This is a genomic window from Pseudoalteromonas sp. AWH4_217 (assembly GCF_056161105.1).
Genome location: NZ_JBSWYM010000007.1, coordinates 115,864 through 132,005, shown reverse-complemented (window position 1 = coordinate 132,005; position 16,142 = coordinate 115,864). Strand labels below are relative to the sequence as shown.

Genomic DNA, 16,142 nt, shown 5'->3' with positions numbered 1-16,142 from the left:
ACAATACACGTAATGTCTTGTTATTGACACCTGTCAGAAGATAAGTGAAAGTGCAACACATAAGCGCGTAAAGGAATCAAGTATGAAGCTACCATTACACTGCGAATCCAGCTATGACCCCGACTTTCTGAGTGACGCACAAAGCCAGGCGCTGTTTCAGTCGCTGACAGAACACTTTGATGTATCACAGCCTGAAATCATTACCTTGCCCAATGGCACCGACATGCCTATTTTGCCATGGAAAATAAACCTGCTGGCGCCGTCACTGGCAGAGTCAGGGAAATTTGAGCGTCATCATGGCAGACAACATCCCTGGTTTCCTTTAATCGAACAAATTCATCAGCGCATTGCCGAGCTGACCGGGCTGGAGTTTGCTGTATGTGTTTGCCTCTATTACCCCGATGGTGAACAGTCGATGGACTTTCATTGCGACTTGTCAGCATTTGGACCCACCAACGTCATTGCATCGCTCAGTATAGGTGCTGAGCGTACCTTTTTGATCCGCAATGAAACAGATCATCAGGAACACTATGAAATTGAACTGGAAAACGGCTCTTTGTTTTTGATGGGCCCAGGTTTTCAGAGCAAGTATCAGCATGCGATAGCACGTGCTCCGGAAGGAACCGGTCCGCGCTTTAACCTGACTTTTCGTCAGTTTGCCCAAAACTAGCCATAAGGAATAACAATGAAAGTCGGTTTTTTTCAGTTTGATGTGGCGTTTGCGGAACCTGCGCAAAATCGCGCTACCATTAAACAAGCGCTCGCCAATGATGAGTTTGATCTTCTGCTATTGCCAGAGTTGTGCACTACCGGCAGTTTGTTCTTTGACCGTAAACAGGTAAGTGAACTGGCAGAGGATATGCGCCGGGGTGAATCTTCGCTGCTATTGCAAGCTCTGGCCCGGGAAAAATCGGCTTGTATTGCCGCGGGCCTGGCTGAACGAGATGCCGATGCGCTTTTTAACAGCACTTTGCTTGTCGACCCAGAGGGAGTGCTCGGTGTGCATCGTAAGGTACATCTTGCGCCAACGGATAAAATGCGCTTTGACGCAGGGAAGGCGTTCTGTGTCTATGAAGTGAAGGGCGTTAAAATTGCCGTTTTGTTGTGCTACGACATTTGGTTCGAAGATGGCCTGAGCAGTCTGAAAGAACAAGGGGTTCAAATCATCCTTAACCCATCGAATTTTTGTGGTGAGGACAGCCTTGAGGTGATCACTCAGGCTGCAAAGGACTACGGGGTGTATGTGGTAGCAGCCAATCGCCTTGGCATGGATCACGTCTGCGAAACGGGTGTGCGCTTTATCGGCAACAGCCTGATTGTAGACCCACAAGGCAAGGTACTGGCACAGGGAGACGAGTCTCAACAATTGCGGGTGATTGAGATAGCGCTTTGATCCGGTTCATACGTCATCGGAGTATCTGGTCAGTATGCGGATAATGATGCGTAAACCAGTGCTGTAAAAACTGAATGCATTGCAACACGCTGGCCGGAACGTGATGGCGGGCAGGATAGAGTGCCAGCAGGGTGAGTTGTGGCTTCTTACTGTCTGGCAGAATACTGACTACCTCTTTGCTCGCAATTGCTTGCCGGCAGGCAAATTCAGGTAAGATACCAATACCCAATCCAGCTTTAATAGACTCCAGCATAAAAAGGACGTTGTTCGCTTTGAGCGTGCCCGAAATCTTTACTCCTTCATCCAAAGGCCAGATATTTTTTCCTTTGAAGTAGCGGTATTCAAAGCAGTTATGCAGAGTTAAATCCCGCGGGTGATCAATGGCTGGGTTTGTTGCCAGGTATTCGGGGCTGGCGCAAATATGATAGTCAAAACGGGTTATTTCACGTCCAATGTAATTACTGTCGATGGGTCGGCTGGTGGCGCGCAGTCCAAGGTCAAATCCTTGCTCAACCAGGTCTATATCCTCATCACCAAGATGAATGTCGAGTTCTATATTCGGGTAAGCCTGCATAAAGTCCGCAAACACTTTCCCCAAATCTGTGATCCCCAGCACCATAGGTAAATTAATTTTTAACTTGCCTTTGGGCGCCTGCTGCGTTGACAGAACAAAGGAGTCCGCTTCTTCCAGTTTACTGAGAATGTCTCTGGCACGTTGTAAATAGCCCTCACCGACTTGGGTCAGCTGGAGATGGCGGGTGGTGCGATGGAGCAAGCGCGCACCCAGTTGATCCTCAAGGCGACTAATCTCTTTGCTGATCATCGACTTTGATGTGTTGAACTGCTCAGCAACCCGGGTAAAGCTGCCAACCTCCGCCAATTTCACAAAGAGTTCAATGGCACGTAGCTTGTTCATTTAAATTATCCTTAGGGGCAGTGGAGCATATCAAATCAAGGATATACTGTTTCTTGTGTGTGAACACTTGGTTTCTTTTGTAGTTATATATCAAACAAAGCACAAGTCATAGACTAACAGGGTTGAACATATCTGCAGGTGAAGAACGCTTATTTCATCTGAATTACACAACAAGAAGGACTATGACTATGTACACCCTATACTATAAGCAAGAAGCCTGCTCACTGGCCGTACACACCGTATTGCGTGAGCTTAGGCAGGATGTGACGCTTATCCGTGCCGACAGCCTCAGTGACTTTGCCGCCGTGAACCCCGGGCTACAGGTACCGGTATTGATAGATGGCGACGACAAGCTGGTTGAAGGGGCTGCGATTATGCTGCACCTTACCAGCAAGCACCCCAGCCGTTTGTTTCCCACAGAGCAAGGGCCCGCTCGTCGCCGTGCAGTGGAGCACTTGCTGTTTGCCAATGCCACCATGCACCCAGCCTACTCCAAATTGTTTTTTGTGGCTCAGGCTGCTGAGGGCGGTGCTGTGCGTCAGCAGCTGTTTGAGGCGGCCGCAAAGGTGATCAATCAGTTATGGGAGCAGGTTGAATCTCAGTTGCAATCTCAGCCATTTCTGGGTGGCCAGCATGCTTGTGTCGCTGATATTTTGCTGGCTGTTTACTCGCGTTGGGGAGCTGCCTTTGCTGTCGACATTATAATACCCCCTCGCACTGCAAGCATGATTGAAGCGGTTACTTGCATGCCTGGTTTTGTCGCGGCCTTACAGGCTGAACAGGCGCAGGGGGCATAATGGATCACGTTGAGATGAAAAGGGAGCTGAGCGAGATCCGGGCCATGGTGCAATGTTACTTTACAGGGCTGCATGAGGGAGATAGTGAGACATTACGGAACTTGTTCCACCCCGACTGCTGGCTCAAAGCCCCGGGTTTGAGGCGCACCCGGGATGAATGGCTGCAACTGGTCAGCGACCGCACGTCACCGGCAGAAAACGGCGATGAATTTTCCTATCAGATACTGGCGATAGACTGGCTTGGGCAGCAGGCTATGGTCAAGGTGTTATGCCCGCTGTTTGAACATCACTATATCGACTTTCTCGGCCTGCTGAAAGAACAGGGGCAGTGGCGGATAGTCAACAAAATGTACGCGAATTTACCACACACATATCAGGAGTAACTATGCCTTATATTCATATTCAAGTCACTGATGAGGGCGTGACAAACGCGCAGAAGCAGTCACTGATCAAAGGTGCCACCCAGCTGATGGTAGATGTATTAGGTAAAAATCCACAGACGACGTTTGTGGTCATTGACGAAGTCCCGACTGACAACTGGGGGATTGGCTTTGAACAGGTCACGGCGCTCAGGCAGCGACAATTATAATAATTACAGCTTATTGGCTTCGTCATACCGAGTACGGGCGGCGCTTATTTCATCGAAGTGATCGTCGGCCCAGGACACCAGCTGCCAGGCGGGTTTGGCGAGTCCCCGACCCAGTTCAGTCAGCTCATATTCCACTTTTACTGGTACCTGGGGGTAGACAGTACGTTTGACATAGCCATCGCGTTCCAGGTCACGCAATGTTTGTGTCAGCATACGCTGCGAAATTCCCCGAATCCTTGATTTTAGGGCGTTGAAACGGTCTGGGCCATCGACCAGTGCAAACAGGATTAAAATCGACCATTTATCACCTATCTGTGCCACCACATTACGGATGGGGCAACGTGCGTTTTGTTCAAACACCCGACGAGTCTGCGCTTTGGTATCGCTCACAATACTAATTCCTGAATTTGGGTTAAGTATAAAATAGGCTGCTTTGTCGAAATGAGCCATGTTACGAATAATTAATGGCCTTAGTATACATAAGTAACCGATTGGGTTAAAGGTCTAAGCTTAGCGTCCAAGCCTGTACTCGTGGAAGTTTTCTTTGCGAGCGGGTCGTTTTTGTGTAACGGGAAAATATTGTTTAACTCTTTGTGTTAATATGGCGCGTTTGCTGTGTAGCGTGACTGCCCGAATAGGAGCAATTTAGTCAGGCGCTGCGTTCATTAACAAACCTCTATTTATTTACAAGATGTGGCTATATTAAAAGGTGTTTTCAATGAGTCATTTAAATGTTCTTTCAAAGCTTGCAGTTGCAGCGTTGTTTACGTTTTCCCCGTATAGTTTTTCAGAGGTTGAATTTACCTCTGAAAGTGAAGTCAACCGCTTAATATCCTACGCACAATTTGGCAAAGGTGACGTTTTCATCTCTCTCAAGAAGAATGGAGCAAAGTGCTCGTCTGGGTATTTTGTCAACAGAGACAGCGTAGGGTTTGAATCTCTTTATAGCATGCTGCTTGCGGCGTATCATGCCAGAACACCGGTGATTTTAGGAGGTCATGATAATAAGCAATGGAGCGGTTCTACGGACCCCGTTTGCGAGCTTTACTCTGTAGAACACAAGAAATCATAATCTGGTTTGTCCAGAAGACACCGTTTTCCAAAAAGAAGAAAAGGCGCTATTGCGCCTTTTCTTCTTTGCTGTGTAGCAGTTTTATGATGGCCTTAAAGTTTCGCCGCGAGGTCTCGTTTTGCAGTGCCTGACGCAGTATGGGTTTTATACCGTCTTTTTGCTTTTGAGTTGCTAAGGCTTTGATAGCGGCCAGGCGAACGGCGTCGTCCTGATCACTGACCGCCATATTCAGCACGGTATCACTGGTTTTCGCACTCATCTGATAATTCCCCAGGGCACTGAGCAGCGCTTTTTTATTACGCTCAGGCGACTTGAAGAAGTGCTGTTCCAGGTTTTGATAAGCCGTGTCGGTTTTCATCATGCCCAGCGCACGGATAGAAGCTTTCTCAATACGGGCGCTGTTGTCAGACAAGTGAGCTGCGAGCAATGGCTCATGCTGCGGGTCGCGACTGTTCCCCAATGCGGTGAGCAGACTGGCCGTTTTGCCTTCACTTTCACCCAGCGTGATCTGTTCAGTAATGGCCAGACTTAACTGTGTGGCTGTGTCAGATCCGCTACGATTGTTGAGCAAGATCCCCAATGTCATGTAGAAACTGGATTCGACTTCTGAGTCAAGAGTACTAAAACCATCGGTCAGCATCCCCAATAGCATGTCTGCAGCCTGCTGTGACAAGGGGGCATTGCCCTGAGTCAGCGCGCGCAGCGCACGAAACTGAGTTAAAGGTTGCTTTTCAGCCAGTAATAACTGGCTAAGTAATTGCTGGCTAGTATCCGAGTCGAGTTGTCCTAGTGCATTGAACAGGCGCATCTGGGCTTTATCGTTTAACTCGCCCGAGAGTATGAGCGGCGCCAGAGTGCCAATCACAGCATTGTATTTTTGCAGCAGAATAGACAGGGTATGGGCGTCTATCTGAGTAATATCTTGCGTGGTAATCAACTGGTTTAGCTCAGCCGCCAGCCGTGCTTTTTCAGCGTCACTGAGTTCTGCCTCAGTTGTCTGCCAAGCCGCCAGGTTGTTGTCCAGCTCGTATAAAGTGCTCTTAAATGGCTGAGGGGCCAGTGTCAGTGTATAGCTTTGTTGTGAACCAAAGCGCAGATCTGTGCCTGTCAAAGCGAGGGCTTCCTGGCCTTCTCTGTGTTCAATAAAGCAAGCTGAGGGTGTAATGAGGTGTGCGGAGTCGAGCACCTCAATACGATTAAAGGTGCTCAGCACAGTGCGGTCAAAGTCGCTGTAGTGTTGTTTGACCATTTTTAGTTGCTTATCGGCTTGCTGGTATGCAGGCTGGTATTGCCCAAGGGTATCGGGCTCTTTACTTACCTGACTGATATCACGTTGATATTGCAGATAATAAGCTAGCCCTTTGAGCTTGTCCTGGGTTTGCTGGTCGAGCTCACCGGCAAAGTAGAAATCGCTGATAAGCCCTTTGTCCGTTAATTTAAAGGCAAAGGCATGCTCATAACTGGGCAGGGGGATCTGCGTTTTACCCTGAATGGCAGCAACCTGATCGGCCTTGATGGCCCACCAGTTTTTCTCTTCGCCTTTTTGCGCCGCTTTAAGCGACAGCTTGCCCTGCAAATGCACCGTCGACGTTTGCGGGGCACTTTGCAGCTTAATGTAATCAAAGGAAGTCTGGGTTTGGATATCAAACCGGTATTGTGGCTGGCAGAGTGTGCCAGCCATTACCTGAGTGCTTGTCAGCGCCACCCAGGGCGCCGCAAGCAGAGTCGATCGACACAAGGTCATAGTTCGATTTCGTCCTCTTTGGAGTACAGAGTCCAGGATTTGTTATATACGCTTGGCGTTTGGTATAGCCACAGGTCGTAACGGTGAGTTTTCTTACCACAAGGATAAGGAATACCCCATTTCTTACACCACTTGACCCCAATGGTTTCGGCGTATAAACCAAATTTGCCTGAGATCACATCCAGGTCGTTCTTCAGTTCAATACCATAATAAATGTGCGGTGCTTTGTTACCGGTTGAGACCAGAGCAAAGCCTGCATTAGACTCCATGGCAAAAGTGTTGTCGATTAAGGTCAAAATCGCCTGGATACCGGCTGAGACCAGACCCAGGTTAACACCGCCACGGCCGAAGGCGCCAAAGTCGACATGGAACAAGTCACCTTCAGCATAGAGCTCTGCGTTGTAGCCGACTGTCAGCTCAAAACCCAGGTTACCAGTGACACCAGCTTCAACACTCATAGGAACCGGACCTATGGTAAAGCGAGCCTGGGCCAGCACTTTTTCCTCTTCCCAGGATTTCTCCCAGGATTTTTCGTATTTCGTGGTGTACTTCTCATCCTCAAACGCAACGTTATTAAAGATGATCATTTCCGATGCATAGCCGGTGTTTTGCCCACTGATATAGGCACTGCCGTCATAGGAAATACTGAACAAGGTATTTTGCGCGTTAAAGAAGTAGGCTTCGACCACGCCTTCGCCGGCAATGCGCCCGCCCGGATCGCCGGTCGGTACAATAAACAGCTGGCCGCTTAAGTCAACGCCGACACTGAACTTTGATTTATCGCCGTAAGATTTATCAAATTCTTTTTCTAATTTGATGTTCGCCAGACCCACTGAATACTGGGCATCACGTTTTGCCAGGCTTTGCTCTGTGTCTGTGTTTTCTGCGGTAAAGAAGTACAAAGGGATCTCAGTTTCGATCACATTGTTGTCTGTGATGGTCTCTGCATTTTGCGCCAGATCCGTTAAGGTAAAGCGAACTTGCAAAGACTGCCCCTGAGTGGCGTCATAACCCTGATAAATCTGGCTCAGCAGGGCGTCATCCAGGGCAATGTCAAAACCAATGTGCTCATCGTGCAAGCCGGCAGTAAAGTTATGGGTTAGCTGCGCCTCGTAAGCGGTATTTTCGGCATTCCAGAAATGGGTTGGTTGCCAGTTGCCGTTTACCAACACTTCTGCTGTGATAGCGGTACTACCCAGGTTCGAACCTTCGTAATCTGCGCTCAGATAGCCGACCAGATCGGAATGATGCTCACTGGTACCGTCATTGGTGTTGGGCACATCCAGGATCAGCGCCTCCTGACCAAATGCAGCACTGACGAGTTTGTAGTCGTGACTTTCTAAGACGCGTACATGTATATCTGCAAACGGGAAGTCGCCATCTGCAAAGGGTTCATGATCTACCGATGGGTGGTTGTCTTCTTCGACATCTTCAACATGGTCATCATGAGGGTCTATTTGTGCTATCAGATGATAGTGACCACCCAATAGTGTATCTGGAATGGTAATGTCAGTTTGGAAGTTGTGACTGCCCTCAGATACCTGCGTTAATTCCAATGCGCCAACTTTGTGCACTTCTTCAATTTCGGTTTCTTCACCGTCAGAGGTGTCCAGCTCAGCTGCGTGTACCAGATAAAAATGTACGTCGACGTCAATATCCTTAAAGCCGGTGATATCAACATCGTAGAAGACCGTCACCGTTGTGTTCGGTTCCAGCGTTTCAAGCGGACCTGTGGATACTTTGGTGATGGCAATATTGCTTTGTGCGTCGTTACTGCCGAGTTCACAACCCGACAGCATGGTTAGCATCGCTCCGGCTAACATAGCACGTGTAAAATGGCGCATTGTATTTCCTACTCTATTCTTACCCAATGTTCAGTATATCGCAAAAATATGGAGGAATAATGAGTTTGGATGGAGTTTAGTTACAAATGCCATCTTGAAGTACTAAGAGGGGCGCTGATGGAGGTGCGAAAGCATGTCTGATTGACTCATTTGTGCTGATATTATCAATTATAGAGTCGTGCATATGTGCTCTTTCAGGTATCAGGTTAACGGCCAGGCGCCTGAGTGAACGGCTCTGGCACCTGGCCGGTAATGTCCGTTATTGAGTTGATGCTTCTGAGTTTGCTCTGACAGGCACCTTAGCGGCACCGTACCAGTTAACATGCCGGGTTGCGAGCATGACAACTGCGAGTACAACAAAGCATACGAGGCTACCCATGAGCAACGCATAGTGTTCGGCACTCAGCATAGCGTAGAGCATGGCATACAATGCACTGAGTCCGGCAAAATAACTGATACTCAGTCGTGCACTTTGCAGGATCCCCCAAATGTAGCTCACAAGCAATATAATTGCCGCCAGTGCGGATAGGGTATAAGCCCAGCTAAATCCAAGGTGTTCGCTCAGAGAAATCAGCAACAAGTAAAAGACCGCCAAAGATAAGCCGACAAAGCCATATTGTACCGGGTGGATGGCTTTGGATTTACTCAGTTCCAGTAAAAAGAAGCTCGACATCACCAGAATAATCACCAGCAGGGCATAGTTGGTGGCGCGATGACTCTTAAGGTAATGATCGACCGGGTCCACCAGACGTACGCCCATATTACGTGCTTCTAATGCTTCACATTGGTTGCCAAAGAGACAACGTGAGAAAAGCTCTTTCATATTGGTCGCAAAGTAGCTGGTTTCCCAGCTGGCACTAAAGTGAGTGTCACTGATATCAGAGCGAACGGGCAGATAATCTCCCTGAAAACTGGGGTGTGGCCAGTTGGCTTCGAGCGAGACCTGAGTGTGCACTCCCAGAGGCGCGACAGCCAAAGTGCTCATGCCTTGCAAGTGCAGTTGGATATCAAATGTCACAGCTGTCTGCTCCAGTACTGCCATAGTCAGTGGAATATGCACGCCCTCGTCAATTGAGTTAAGTGTGGTCCCCGGTATAAGTGTGTGTGTCTGGCCGTTTATTGAGACCTGCGTGTTTTGGCCAATCCCCCGGATATCACTGATCCCCATTACCATGCTCAGGCGGGTCAACGGCAGCTGAGTTAAATCATGCAATTGTTGCTTATCAAAATGGCCTGTCAGCTTCAAGTCTGCGCGATATAGCTGTGCTTTGTAGATGCTGCGGTATTTTTCAAAGGTGTCTAGCGTGCCCGATACCGTCAACTGTTCAGGAAGTATGACATGGCGATGCTTTTGCGGTGTTTGCACGCCGTCGATCACCTTGGTTACTTCGTATTCGGCGTAAAGAAATGGTGCTATTAAAGATTGGGTGCCACTGGTGCTGCGGGCTATTTCCTGTTGCACCTTGTGCTGAGTGGATGATCGCTCGTCGATTAGGTCGCTGATCATGGCGATGGGGATCATCAGCAATACGATGATTGCGGCGATGATGGCTAGTTTAATCCCGGTTTTTTCTGTGATTTGTTGTGTCATAAGTGTCTCGGTTAAACCTGATGCAGATACAGGCTAACCGAGCTGATTGGTGTTTAAATGGCGCTTATGTGGGGATCTTATGGTGATTTTATGGTGAAGGTGGCCATGACTCCCTGCTCATGATTACTGATAGCCAGCTTCCCCTGATGTAGTCTGGCAACTCTTTCGACAAAGTTGAGGCCCAGCCCGGTGCTTTTTGTTCCATTCGCGCGTGCCAGGGAATAAAACCGTTCACATAACCTGGGCAGGGCATAATCCGGAATTGCCGGGCCCGTGTTATAAATGCTGAATGTGCAGGTGTCGCTGCTGTGTGTGACGGACAGGCGGATCTCGCCCTGTGGTGTGACGAAGTCCAGTGCGTTTTCAAGCAGGTTGAGCAAGGCTTGCTGTAACAGGAATGGATCGCCATTGACGCTTGTGATTTGACTGCACGAGGTACTGAAGGTGGCAGACTTTTGCATTAGTCGATTTGTAAGTATTTGCTCACATTTGTCGAGCAGGGGCGCAATCGGCACCGTTTGTCGAGTGTTCAGAGCAGGTAATTGCTCCAGCCGGGCCAGCTCGAGCAATCTATCAATCAGTTGCTGCATACGGAGCGTTTCTCGCTCTATATTACCTGCAAACTGCTGGCGCTTGTCCTCGCTCAGGGGCATCTGCAATAGTTCACTGGCGCCTTTGATACCAGAAAGCGGACTTTTCAGTTCGTGGGTGAGCGTTTCTATATACTGCTCGATATACACTTTGCCGTCGAGCTGGTTTCGCATCTGTTCTAAGGCGTCACTCAGTTGACGATATTCGTAGAAGATCCGAAACTGGGGTTTCGCGGCCTGTTCACCCAGGCCCATTTTTCTGGCGTATTCAGCCAGCTTTGTGACTGCGGAATTGACGCGCCAGGCGATCAGGGCACCTATCAGCAGGGCCAGTAAACTCAGCAGGCCGAGCCACTTTAAGATCCGCTGCTGGCTGTGCTCAATAAATGGCTGAACAGAACGATTTGCTTTGGCAACGGTGAGGCTGCCGATGATCTTACCTTGATATATCACTGGTGCGGCAACATGCATGACGGTTGATAAAGGATCCTTCGGGTCGGTGGCACTTGAGCGCGCACCGTACTCACCGCGCAATGTCAGATAGACGTCATTCCACTGAGAAAAGTCACTGCCGACGTCTTTTTGCCACGAGTCGGCAACCACAATGCCGTTGTGATCGGTGAGGTAAATGCGGTGCGACATGTTGGTTTTTTCTATTCCCCAGATTGCGGCATCCACTTTGCGCTGCCCATATACCCGCATTAATTCCACCAGCCGGCTATTGTCAGCGCTCCCCTGGGCTAAATCTTCCGCCACAACAACAGACAATAAGTTGGCCATATCCACCAGCGTTTCTTCTGTGGCTTGTCGAATGGTGGGTTTAATTTCACGCAACATAGTGTTGCTGATCACATAGGTCGTCAGTAGTACCATGATGAGGTATAGAAAGAAAAATCTCAGCCCCAGAGGGATGCGAGGCCAGCGTAGTGACTTCACAAAAACTCCTCGAAGTAATAACCAAATCCGCGCTTAGTTTTTAACGATTCAGAACAGCCTAATTGTTTCATTTTTATTCGTATTGCTTTGATATGGCTGTCAATATTTCGCTCATAGCCGCAATCTGCCGGGGCTTGAGTGGCATCCAACAGCTGTGCTCGGCTTAGCACATTTGGTGAGTGTGTGATCAGGGCATGAGCCACTTTAAATTCCAGTGCAGTCAACCCCAGCGCCATTCCCTGATAGTAATAATCAAAGTTTTTAGCCTCCCATTTCTTTACCGATTGAACGGGTGTAGTCGCAGCAGCTGGCTGAGGCTTTCTTAATCTGAGCTTCACCCGCGCGAGCATTTCTCTTGGACTAAAAGGTTTAGTGACATAATCGTCAGCACCAATTTCAAGACCTACCACGCGATCGATTTCATCACCCCGCGCGGTTAAAAAGATAATAGGCACCGTAGAAAACTGGCGCAGTTGCTTGCACAAGTCAAAGCCATTGCCATCGGGTAAGCCAACATCGAGGATCACTAAATCGGCGGTCTGCTGTTGCAAGTACGTCAGCCCATCGCCGGCGGTGGTAAACCATTGCACGTCAAACCCGTCCATCTCCAGAATATGAACCAGCGTATCGGCAATCGCAGGCTCATCTTCAATTATCACTATGCTCATCTGTTGTCGCTGTCTGTTTGTGTAAAGAGTCGCTAAACATATTACCCGTAAAGCAAAAAACGGTAAAACACTGAAAAAGTCATTGCGCGTTCAGTTAAGTCTCTATATTATGCGCGGCGCTCACAGAGTCGTGAGCAATACCGCTTTACTATATGGAAATAAAGGGTTTTTATGAAAAAGCTACTCACACTTGCGGCACTCGCCGTTATTACCGCCACATCCGCTCATGCCACACAAACCAAGCAATGGTTTAACAGTGCAACCTATACTGATCAGGACCGTACCTTTGATAACGATGCGTTGATGCTAAGCAGCCGTTATTTCTTTGCTCCGCAACAGAACTCTGGTGTTTGGGATGATTATGGTTACCTGGATACAGACAGCAATGTGGGCCTGAGTTACTACAACGATGAGTATATGAACCGCTTTTCTTTTGCCGGTGAGGGATATTTCAGCAAAGAAGTATTCGTGATTGGTCAAGTCAGTGACCTGGGTGAAATAGATGACCATTACACTTACGGCATCGGGTATTTGTACAACGACAAGCTGAAGCTGAGTGTTCGTCGCAATGAGTCTGACCTGGGATCAGACAGCACCTGGTTAAAAGCTGAGTATAATCATCAGCTCAATGACACCGATTATTTAGGTGTGACTATCGATACAGATGATGAGATGGACAACTACACAGTATCTGGCCGCTACTTTATGCACCTGGATGCTGAGCGTTATATCAGCGTGGATGTATCTCACCATGAGATCGATTTAGGTTACACAGATGTCTCGTACAATAATGCCCTGGTAAATTACTACTTTAACCGCAACATTGCTGTAGGCGTTGGCTCTTATGACTCCGATTTGGCGTTGCAGGGTAAGTACTTTTTCAACGACAGCTACTATCTGACTGCTGAATACATTGACCGTGATGCCGGTGAAGAGACCAGCTTAAAGTTTGTCGCTCAGTTTTAATTCATTTATGAAGCCTGGGGTTGCAGTGTATCCTGCAACCCTGGATTGTTATTCCCCATCTGATTTAAAGGCCAGCAGATCGCCTGGCTGACACTCTAAATAATGACAGATCTGTGCCAGTGTTTCGAAGCGCACACCTTTGACCTTGCCGCGCTTGAGCAAGGATAGATTCGCTTCGGTGATCCCTATGGCTTTAGCCAGCTCCTTTGATGACACTTTGCGCATTGCCATTACTACGTCTAAGTTGACAACAATTTCCATGACTTAAATAAACTCCTTGTTTTCGTCTTCTATTTCTTTTGCTGCTTTTAGCAGGTATGCCACCATGGCAAATAGTCCGAGTGTCATGAGTTCACCAAAGGGGATTTTTAACACCACCTGATTGGAGTGGTAGAGCGAGTGATACCAGTAATCCAGCGAGAAAGTCAGGCCTGATGAATACAGTTCCAGCGCGATTTTTGTCCAGATAAAGCCCAGGTAGCAAGTGTAACAGCTGTTGTGAAAGAACAGCCCCTTGCTAAAAAGTTTCATCAGCCGAATGATCCAGTACACACTCAATAGCATACCAGCCAGCAGCGGGACAGACAGAGCAAATAAAACGCCGTTACCTACTTGCTCACTTTGCCACAGTAAGTCGAATGACTCGCTATCTAAATAACGCACTTGCCCATTGACGATAAGCTGATAAGCCAGAAACGAAATTACGATGCCACTGATACCCAGCACAGCAGCGCGGAAGGTACCGCACCAGCGCTGAATTTTGTCTGTTGATTTGACCATAAAGATCCCTTCTTTCTACGTTGTTCTTGATAAGAATAATACCACACAGAAACTAATTTCTGAAAAAAGAAAATAAATTATCGTTTTACAATAATAAAAAATCGTGTAATGATGTTTTTCAACAAGCATAAGGAGTGACATGATGAAGAACAAAAACAAATTAACCAGACTGACGCTAAGTGTTGCACTAAGCACCGTACTAGGTACAACGGCTATGTTGTCAGGCTGTATACTGAGCGACAAGCCGCCGCTTACTCAGTCAGAGTCGGTTCAGCATGTGTCGGCATTTGTGGATGTTGAGAGTTTATTCAGTACCAGTGAGAAAAAGTCGATATCGATGTCAAAGGATGGCAAATGGATCGCATTTCTGAAAATGCACAACGGCGCACATAACCTGTTTGTGGTTGCTGCTGATGAGCCTGATATGGCACCTGTGCCAGTCACCAACCTTACAGACTCAGTTGATAGTTTTATCTGGTCTGCCAATCACAACGAAATTATTTTTTCTAAAGATCATCAGGGCAACGAAAATAGTCAGATTTATAAACTGGCGCTGAACGATAAGACGCTGACAGCCAGTACCATGACCCGGCTCACCCACGATGACAAGGTTGATTACAGTCTGCTGGGGCAATCGGAGCAGGATGCAAATGTGCTCGTTATTGCAGCGAATCACCTTACTCCGGAGCGGATCGATTATTTTCACCTGAGCGTGAATACAGGTAAGCTGACCCAAACCCAGACCAACAGTGTGAGCCTGTTCGAGGCGCAGTTGAGTAAATCTGGTCAGGTAGCATTAGGATTGGCGCTTAATGCGGACAATTCCAGAAGTATGTACAGATTCACTGATGGACGCTGGCTCAAGGTGATGACAACTGAACCGGGCGAGATACTGGAGCTCATCAGCTTTGATGAACAAACCAATACCGCTTTTGTGGCAGGTAGCATCGAAGGTCGTGATAAGCAGGAACTCATTAAAGTGGGCCTGGCGAGCAAATCTATTGAAACGGTGCACCGCGATCCAGAACATAGCTCTGACCTGCATCACGTTGTGTTTGATGAGCAAGGTCAACCACTGATTGTATCTTACTATGGCGGTAAACTGCGTAATTACCCACTGACAGACACTGCGGCCAACGCTCTGAACAAAATACAAAGTCGCTTCTCTCAGGAGATTGAAGTAAAAGTAGATAAAATTAATCACAAGGAAGACCAGTGGCTACTGACGGTGTCATTTGCCGACCAGCCAGATCAAAAATATGCTTATTATCCGGCTCAGGATAAGCTGACAGGTTTGTTAAATGAAGCGCCCGGATTTGACCCTGTCCTTTTGGGAGACAGAAAGTCGATTACCTACACGGCATCTGATGGGGTTGAAATCCAGGCATATCTGACCTTACCTAAGAATTTAAATAAGAATCTGCCAACCATAGTGCTGCCACATGGCGGACCTTGGGCGAGAGATCAGTGGGGCTACAGTAGCGGTTATTTTGTACCCGTAGCCCATTATTTTGCAAACCGTGGTTATGCCGTACTGCAACCTAACTTTCGCGGTTCACTTGGGTTTGGTAAGCGTTTTGTTCAGCTTGGTGAGAAAAACTGGGGTACCGGCACCATGCAGCATGACCTGACAGATGGCGTAAATTATCTGATAGAGCAAGGCATCGCAGACAAACAGCGCGTTGGCATTATGGGGGCTTCGTATGGCGGGTATGCTGCGCTGGCCGGTGCGACATTTACGCCAGATGTATATAAAGCTGTGATTTCTTATGTTGGTCCATCCAGTCTGGTGACTTTGATGGAATCTTTCCCTGCGCATTACCGCCCCTATCTGGGTACCTGGTATGTTTCAGTGGGAGACCCTGAGGTAGCCCGGGACAGAGCCGATATGCAATCGCGCTCGCCGATTAACTTTGTTGACCGAATCAAAGCGCCTTTGATGTTGGTGCAAGGTGCAAATGACCCTCGAGTTACCCAGGTTGAGTCGGATAACATCGCCAGAGCGCTGGCAGCTAAAAACCACCCCGTCGAGTACATTCTCGCTAAAGACGAAGGTCACGGCTTTATGAAGCAAAGCAATAAACTGGCGTCGATTGTGGCGATGGAACGGTTTTTTGCCAAACATCTGGGTGGTGGTACTTCGAACAAGGTAGACCCGGCGATTAGTGCACATTTGGATACACTGCGTGTTGATATCAAAAAGCTATAGAAGCGGCTAATCGGTTTTTATAAAAATAAAACAGGGCGATTAAATCG

17 protein-coding genes are annotated in these 16,142 nt (G+C 48.1%); 8 read left to right on the top strand and 9 right to left on the bottom strand.

The genetic code is table 11. The annotated features are described in order from the left end of the window. The first annotated feature begins 82 nt into the window (after nt 1–82). Both ACXAH1_RS10425 and ACXAH1_RS10420 read left to right on the top strand, forming a co-directional pair. Entirely contained in the window at nt 83–670 is a 588-nt protein-coding gene (locus ACXAH1_RS10425; protein WP_475196537.1) for an alpha-ketoglutarate-dependent dioxygenase AlkB, read from the top strand. Nucleotides 671–685: 15 nt separating this feature from the next. After that, nucleotides 686–1,393 (top strand): nitrilase-related carbon-nitrogen hydrolase, encoded by a 708-nt coding sequence (locus ACXAH1_RS10420; RefSeq protein WP_475196536.1) that lies wholly within the window; start codon nt 686–688, stop codon nt 1,391–1,393. A 13-nt stretch (nt 1,394–1,406) separates the two neighbouring features. Here the strand turns inward: ACXAH1_RS10420 and ACXAH1_RS10415 are convergent, their stop codons facing one another. Continuing rightward, the gene (locus ACXAH1_RS10415; RefSeq protein ID WP_475196534.1) at nt 1,407–2,309 is read right to left on the bottom strand and encodes a LysR family transcriptional regulator; all 903 of its coding nucleotides are present in this window, start codon (nt 2,307–2,309) and stop codon (nt 1,407–1,409) included. A 188-nt stretch (nt 2,310–2,497) separates the two neighbouring features. On the opposite strand from ACXAH1_RS10415, the gene ACXAH1_RS10410 reads away from it, so the two are divergent. From ACXAH1_RS10410 to ACXAH1_RS10400, 3 genes are read left to right on the top strand one after another with little or no spacing between them, the layout of a single operon-like run. Next, nucleotides 2,498–3,106, top strand: coding sequence for a glutathione S-transferase family protein (locus tag ACXAH1_RS10410; protein WP_475196533.1), 609 nt, complete (start codon nt 2,498–2,500; stop codon nt 3,104–3,106). After that, nucleotides 3,106–3,489 carry a nuclear transport factor 2 family protein gene (locus ACXAH1_RS10405; protein WP_475196531.1) on the top strand — a complete coding sequence of 128 codons (384 nt, stop codon included), beginning with the start codon at nt 3,106–3,108 and terminating at the stop codon, nt 3,487–3,489. The genes ACXAH1_RS10410 and ACXAH1_RS10405 overlap by 1 nt, the downstream gene beginning before the upstream one ends. Before the next feature lie 2 nt (nt 3,490–3,491). After that, a complete protein-coding gene (locus ACXAH1_RS10400; RefSeq protein ID WP_475196530.1) occupies nt 3,492–3,695 on the top strand; it encodes a tautomerase family protein in 204 nt (67 codons plus the stop codon). 3 nt (nt 3,696–3,698) lie between these two features. On the opposite strand, the gene ACXAH1_RS10395 is transcribed toward ACXAH1_RS10400, so the two are convergent. Further along, complete coding sequence (locus ACXAH1_RS10395) at nt 3,699–4,085, bottom strand: winged helix-turn-helix transcriptional regulator (RefSeq protein ID WP_475196529.1); 387 nt, start codon at nt 4,083–4,085, stop codon at nt 3,699–3,701. 328 nt (nt 4,086–4,413) lie between these two features. Between ACXAH1_RS10395 and ACXAH1_RS10390 the strand changes: the two genes are divergently transcribed. Then, on the top strand, nt 4,414–4,767 hold the full coding sequence (locus ACXAH1_RS10390) for a hypothetical protein (RefSeq protein ID WP_253047728.1): 354 nt from the start codon (nt 4,414–4,416) through the stop codon (nt 4,765–4,767). A 46-nt stretch (nt 4,768–4,813) separates the two neighbouring features. Here the strand turns inward: ACXAH1_RS10390 and ACXAH1_RS10385 are convergent, their stop codons facing one another. The 5 genes from ACXAH1_RS10385 to ACXAH1_RS10365 all read right to left on the bottom strand — a co-directional run bounded on the left by ACXAH1_RS10385 (nt 4,814) and on the right by ACXAH1_RS10365 (nt 12,140). Next, nucleotides 4,814–6,511: a HEAT repeat domain-containing protein gene (locus ACXAH1_RS10385; protein WP_475196527.1), complete on the bottom strand. Its 1,698-nt coding sequence runs from the start codon at nt 6,509–6,511 to the stop codon at nt 4,814–4,816. Beyond that, nucleotides 6,508–8,355 (bottom strand): hypothetical protein, encoded by a 1,848-nt coding sequence (locus ACXAH1_RS10380; RefSeq protein WP_475196526.1) that lies wholly within the window; start codon nt 8,353–8,355, stop codon nt 6,508–6,510. Before ACXAH1_RS10380 ends, ACXAH1_RS10385 begins: the two co-directional genes overlap by 4 nt. A 259-nt stretch (nt 8,356–8,614) precedes the next feature. After that, a complete protein-coding gene (gene creD / locus ACXAH1_RS10375; RefSeq protein WP_475196524.1) occupies nt 8,615–9,946 on the bottom strand; it encodes a cell envelope integrity protein CreD in 1,332 nt (443 codons plus the stop codon). Between the two features lie 77 nt (nt 9,947–10,023). Beyond that, nucleotides 10,024–11,472 (bottom strand): two-component system sensor histidine kinase CreC, encoded by a 1,449-nt coding sequence (creC, locus tag ACXAH1_RS10370; RefSeq protein WP_475196522.1) that lies wholly within the window; start codon nt 11,470–11,472, stop codon nt 10,024–10,026. After that, entirely contained in the window at nt 11,469–12,140 is a 672-nt protein-coding gene (locus tag ACXAH1_RS10365) for a response regulator (protein ID WP_475196520.1), read from the bottom strand. The genes creC and ACXAH1_RS10365 overlap by 4 nt, the downstream gene beginning before the upstream one ends. Before the next feature lie 171 nt (nt 12,141–12,311). On the opposite strand from ACXAH1_RS10365, the gene ACXAH1_RS10360 reads away from it, so the two are divergent. Beyond that, nucleotides 12,312–13,106 (top strand): putative porin, encoded by a 795-nt coding sequence (locus ACXAH1_RS10360; protein ID WP_475196519.1) that lies wholly within the window; start codon nt 12,312–12,314, stop codon nt 13,104–13,106. Between the two features lie 48 nt (nt 13,107–13,154). Here the strand turns inward: ACXAH1_RS10360 and ACXAH1_RS10355 are convergent, their stop codons facing one another. Continuing rightward, nucleotides 13,155–13,367: a helix-turn-helix domain-containing protein gene (locus tag ACXAH1_RS10355; RefSeq protein WP_253047714.1), complete on the bottom strand. Its 213-nt coding sequence runs from the start codon at nt 13,365–13,367 to the stop codon at nt 13,155–13,157. Between the two features lie 3 nt (nt 13,368–13,370). Then, on the bottom strand, nt 13,371–13,886 hold the full coding sequence (locus ACXAH1_RS10350; protein ID WP_253047710.1) for a hypothetical protein: 516 nt from the start codon (nt 13,884–13,886) through the stop codon (nt 13,371–13,373). 139 nt (nt 13,887–14,025) lie between these two features. On the opposite strand from ACXAH1_RS10350, the gene ACXAH1_RS10345 reads away from it, so the two are divergent. Further along, complete coding sequence (locus tag ACXAH1_RS10345) at nt 14,026–16,095, top strand: S9 family peptidase (protein WP_475196515.1); 2,070 nt, start codon at nt 14,026–14,028, stop codon at nt 16,093–16,095. Nucleotides 16,096–16,142 lie beyond the last annotated feature (47 nt).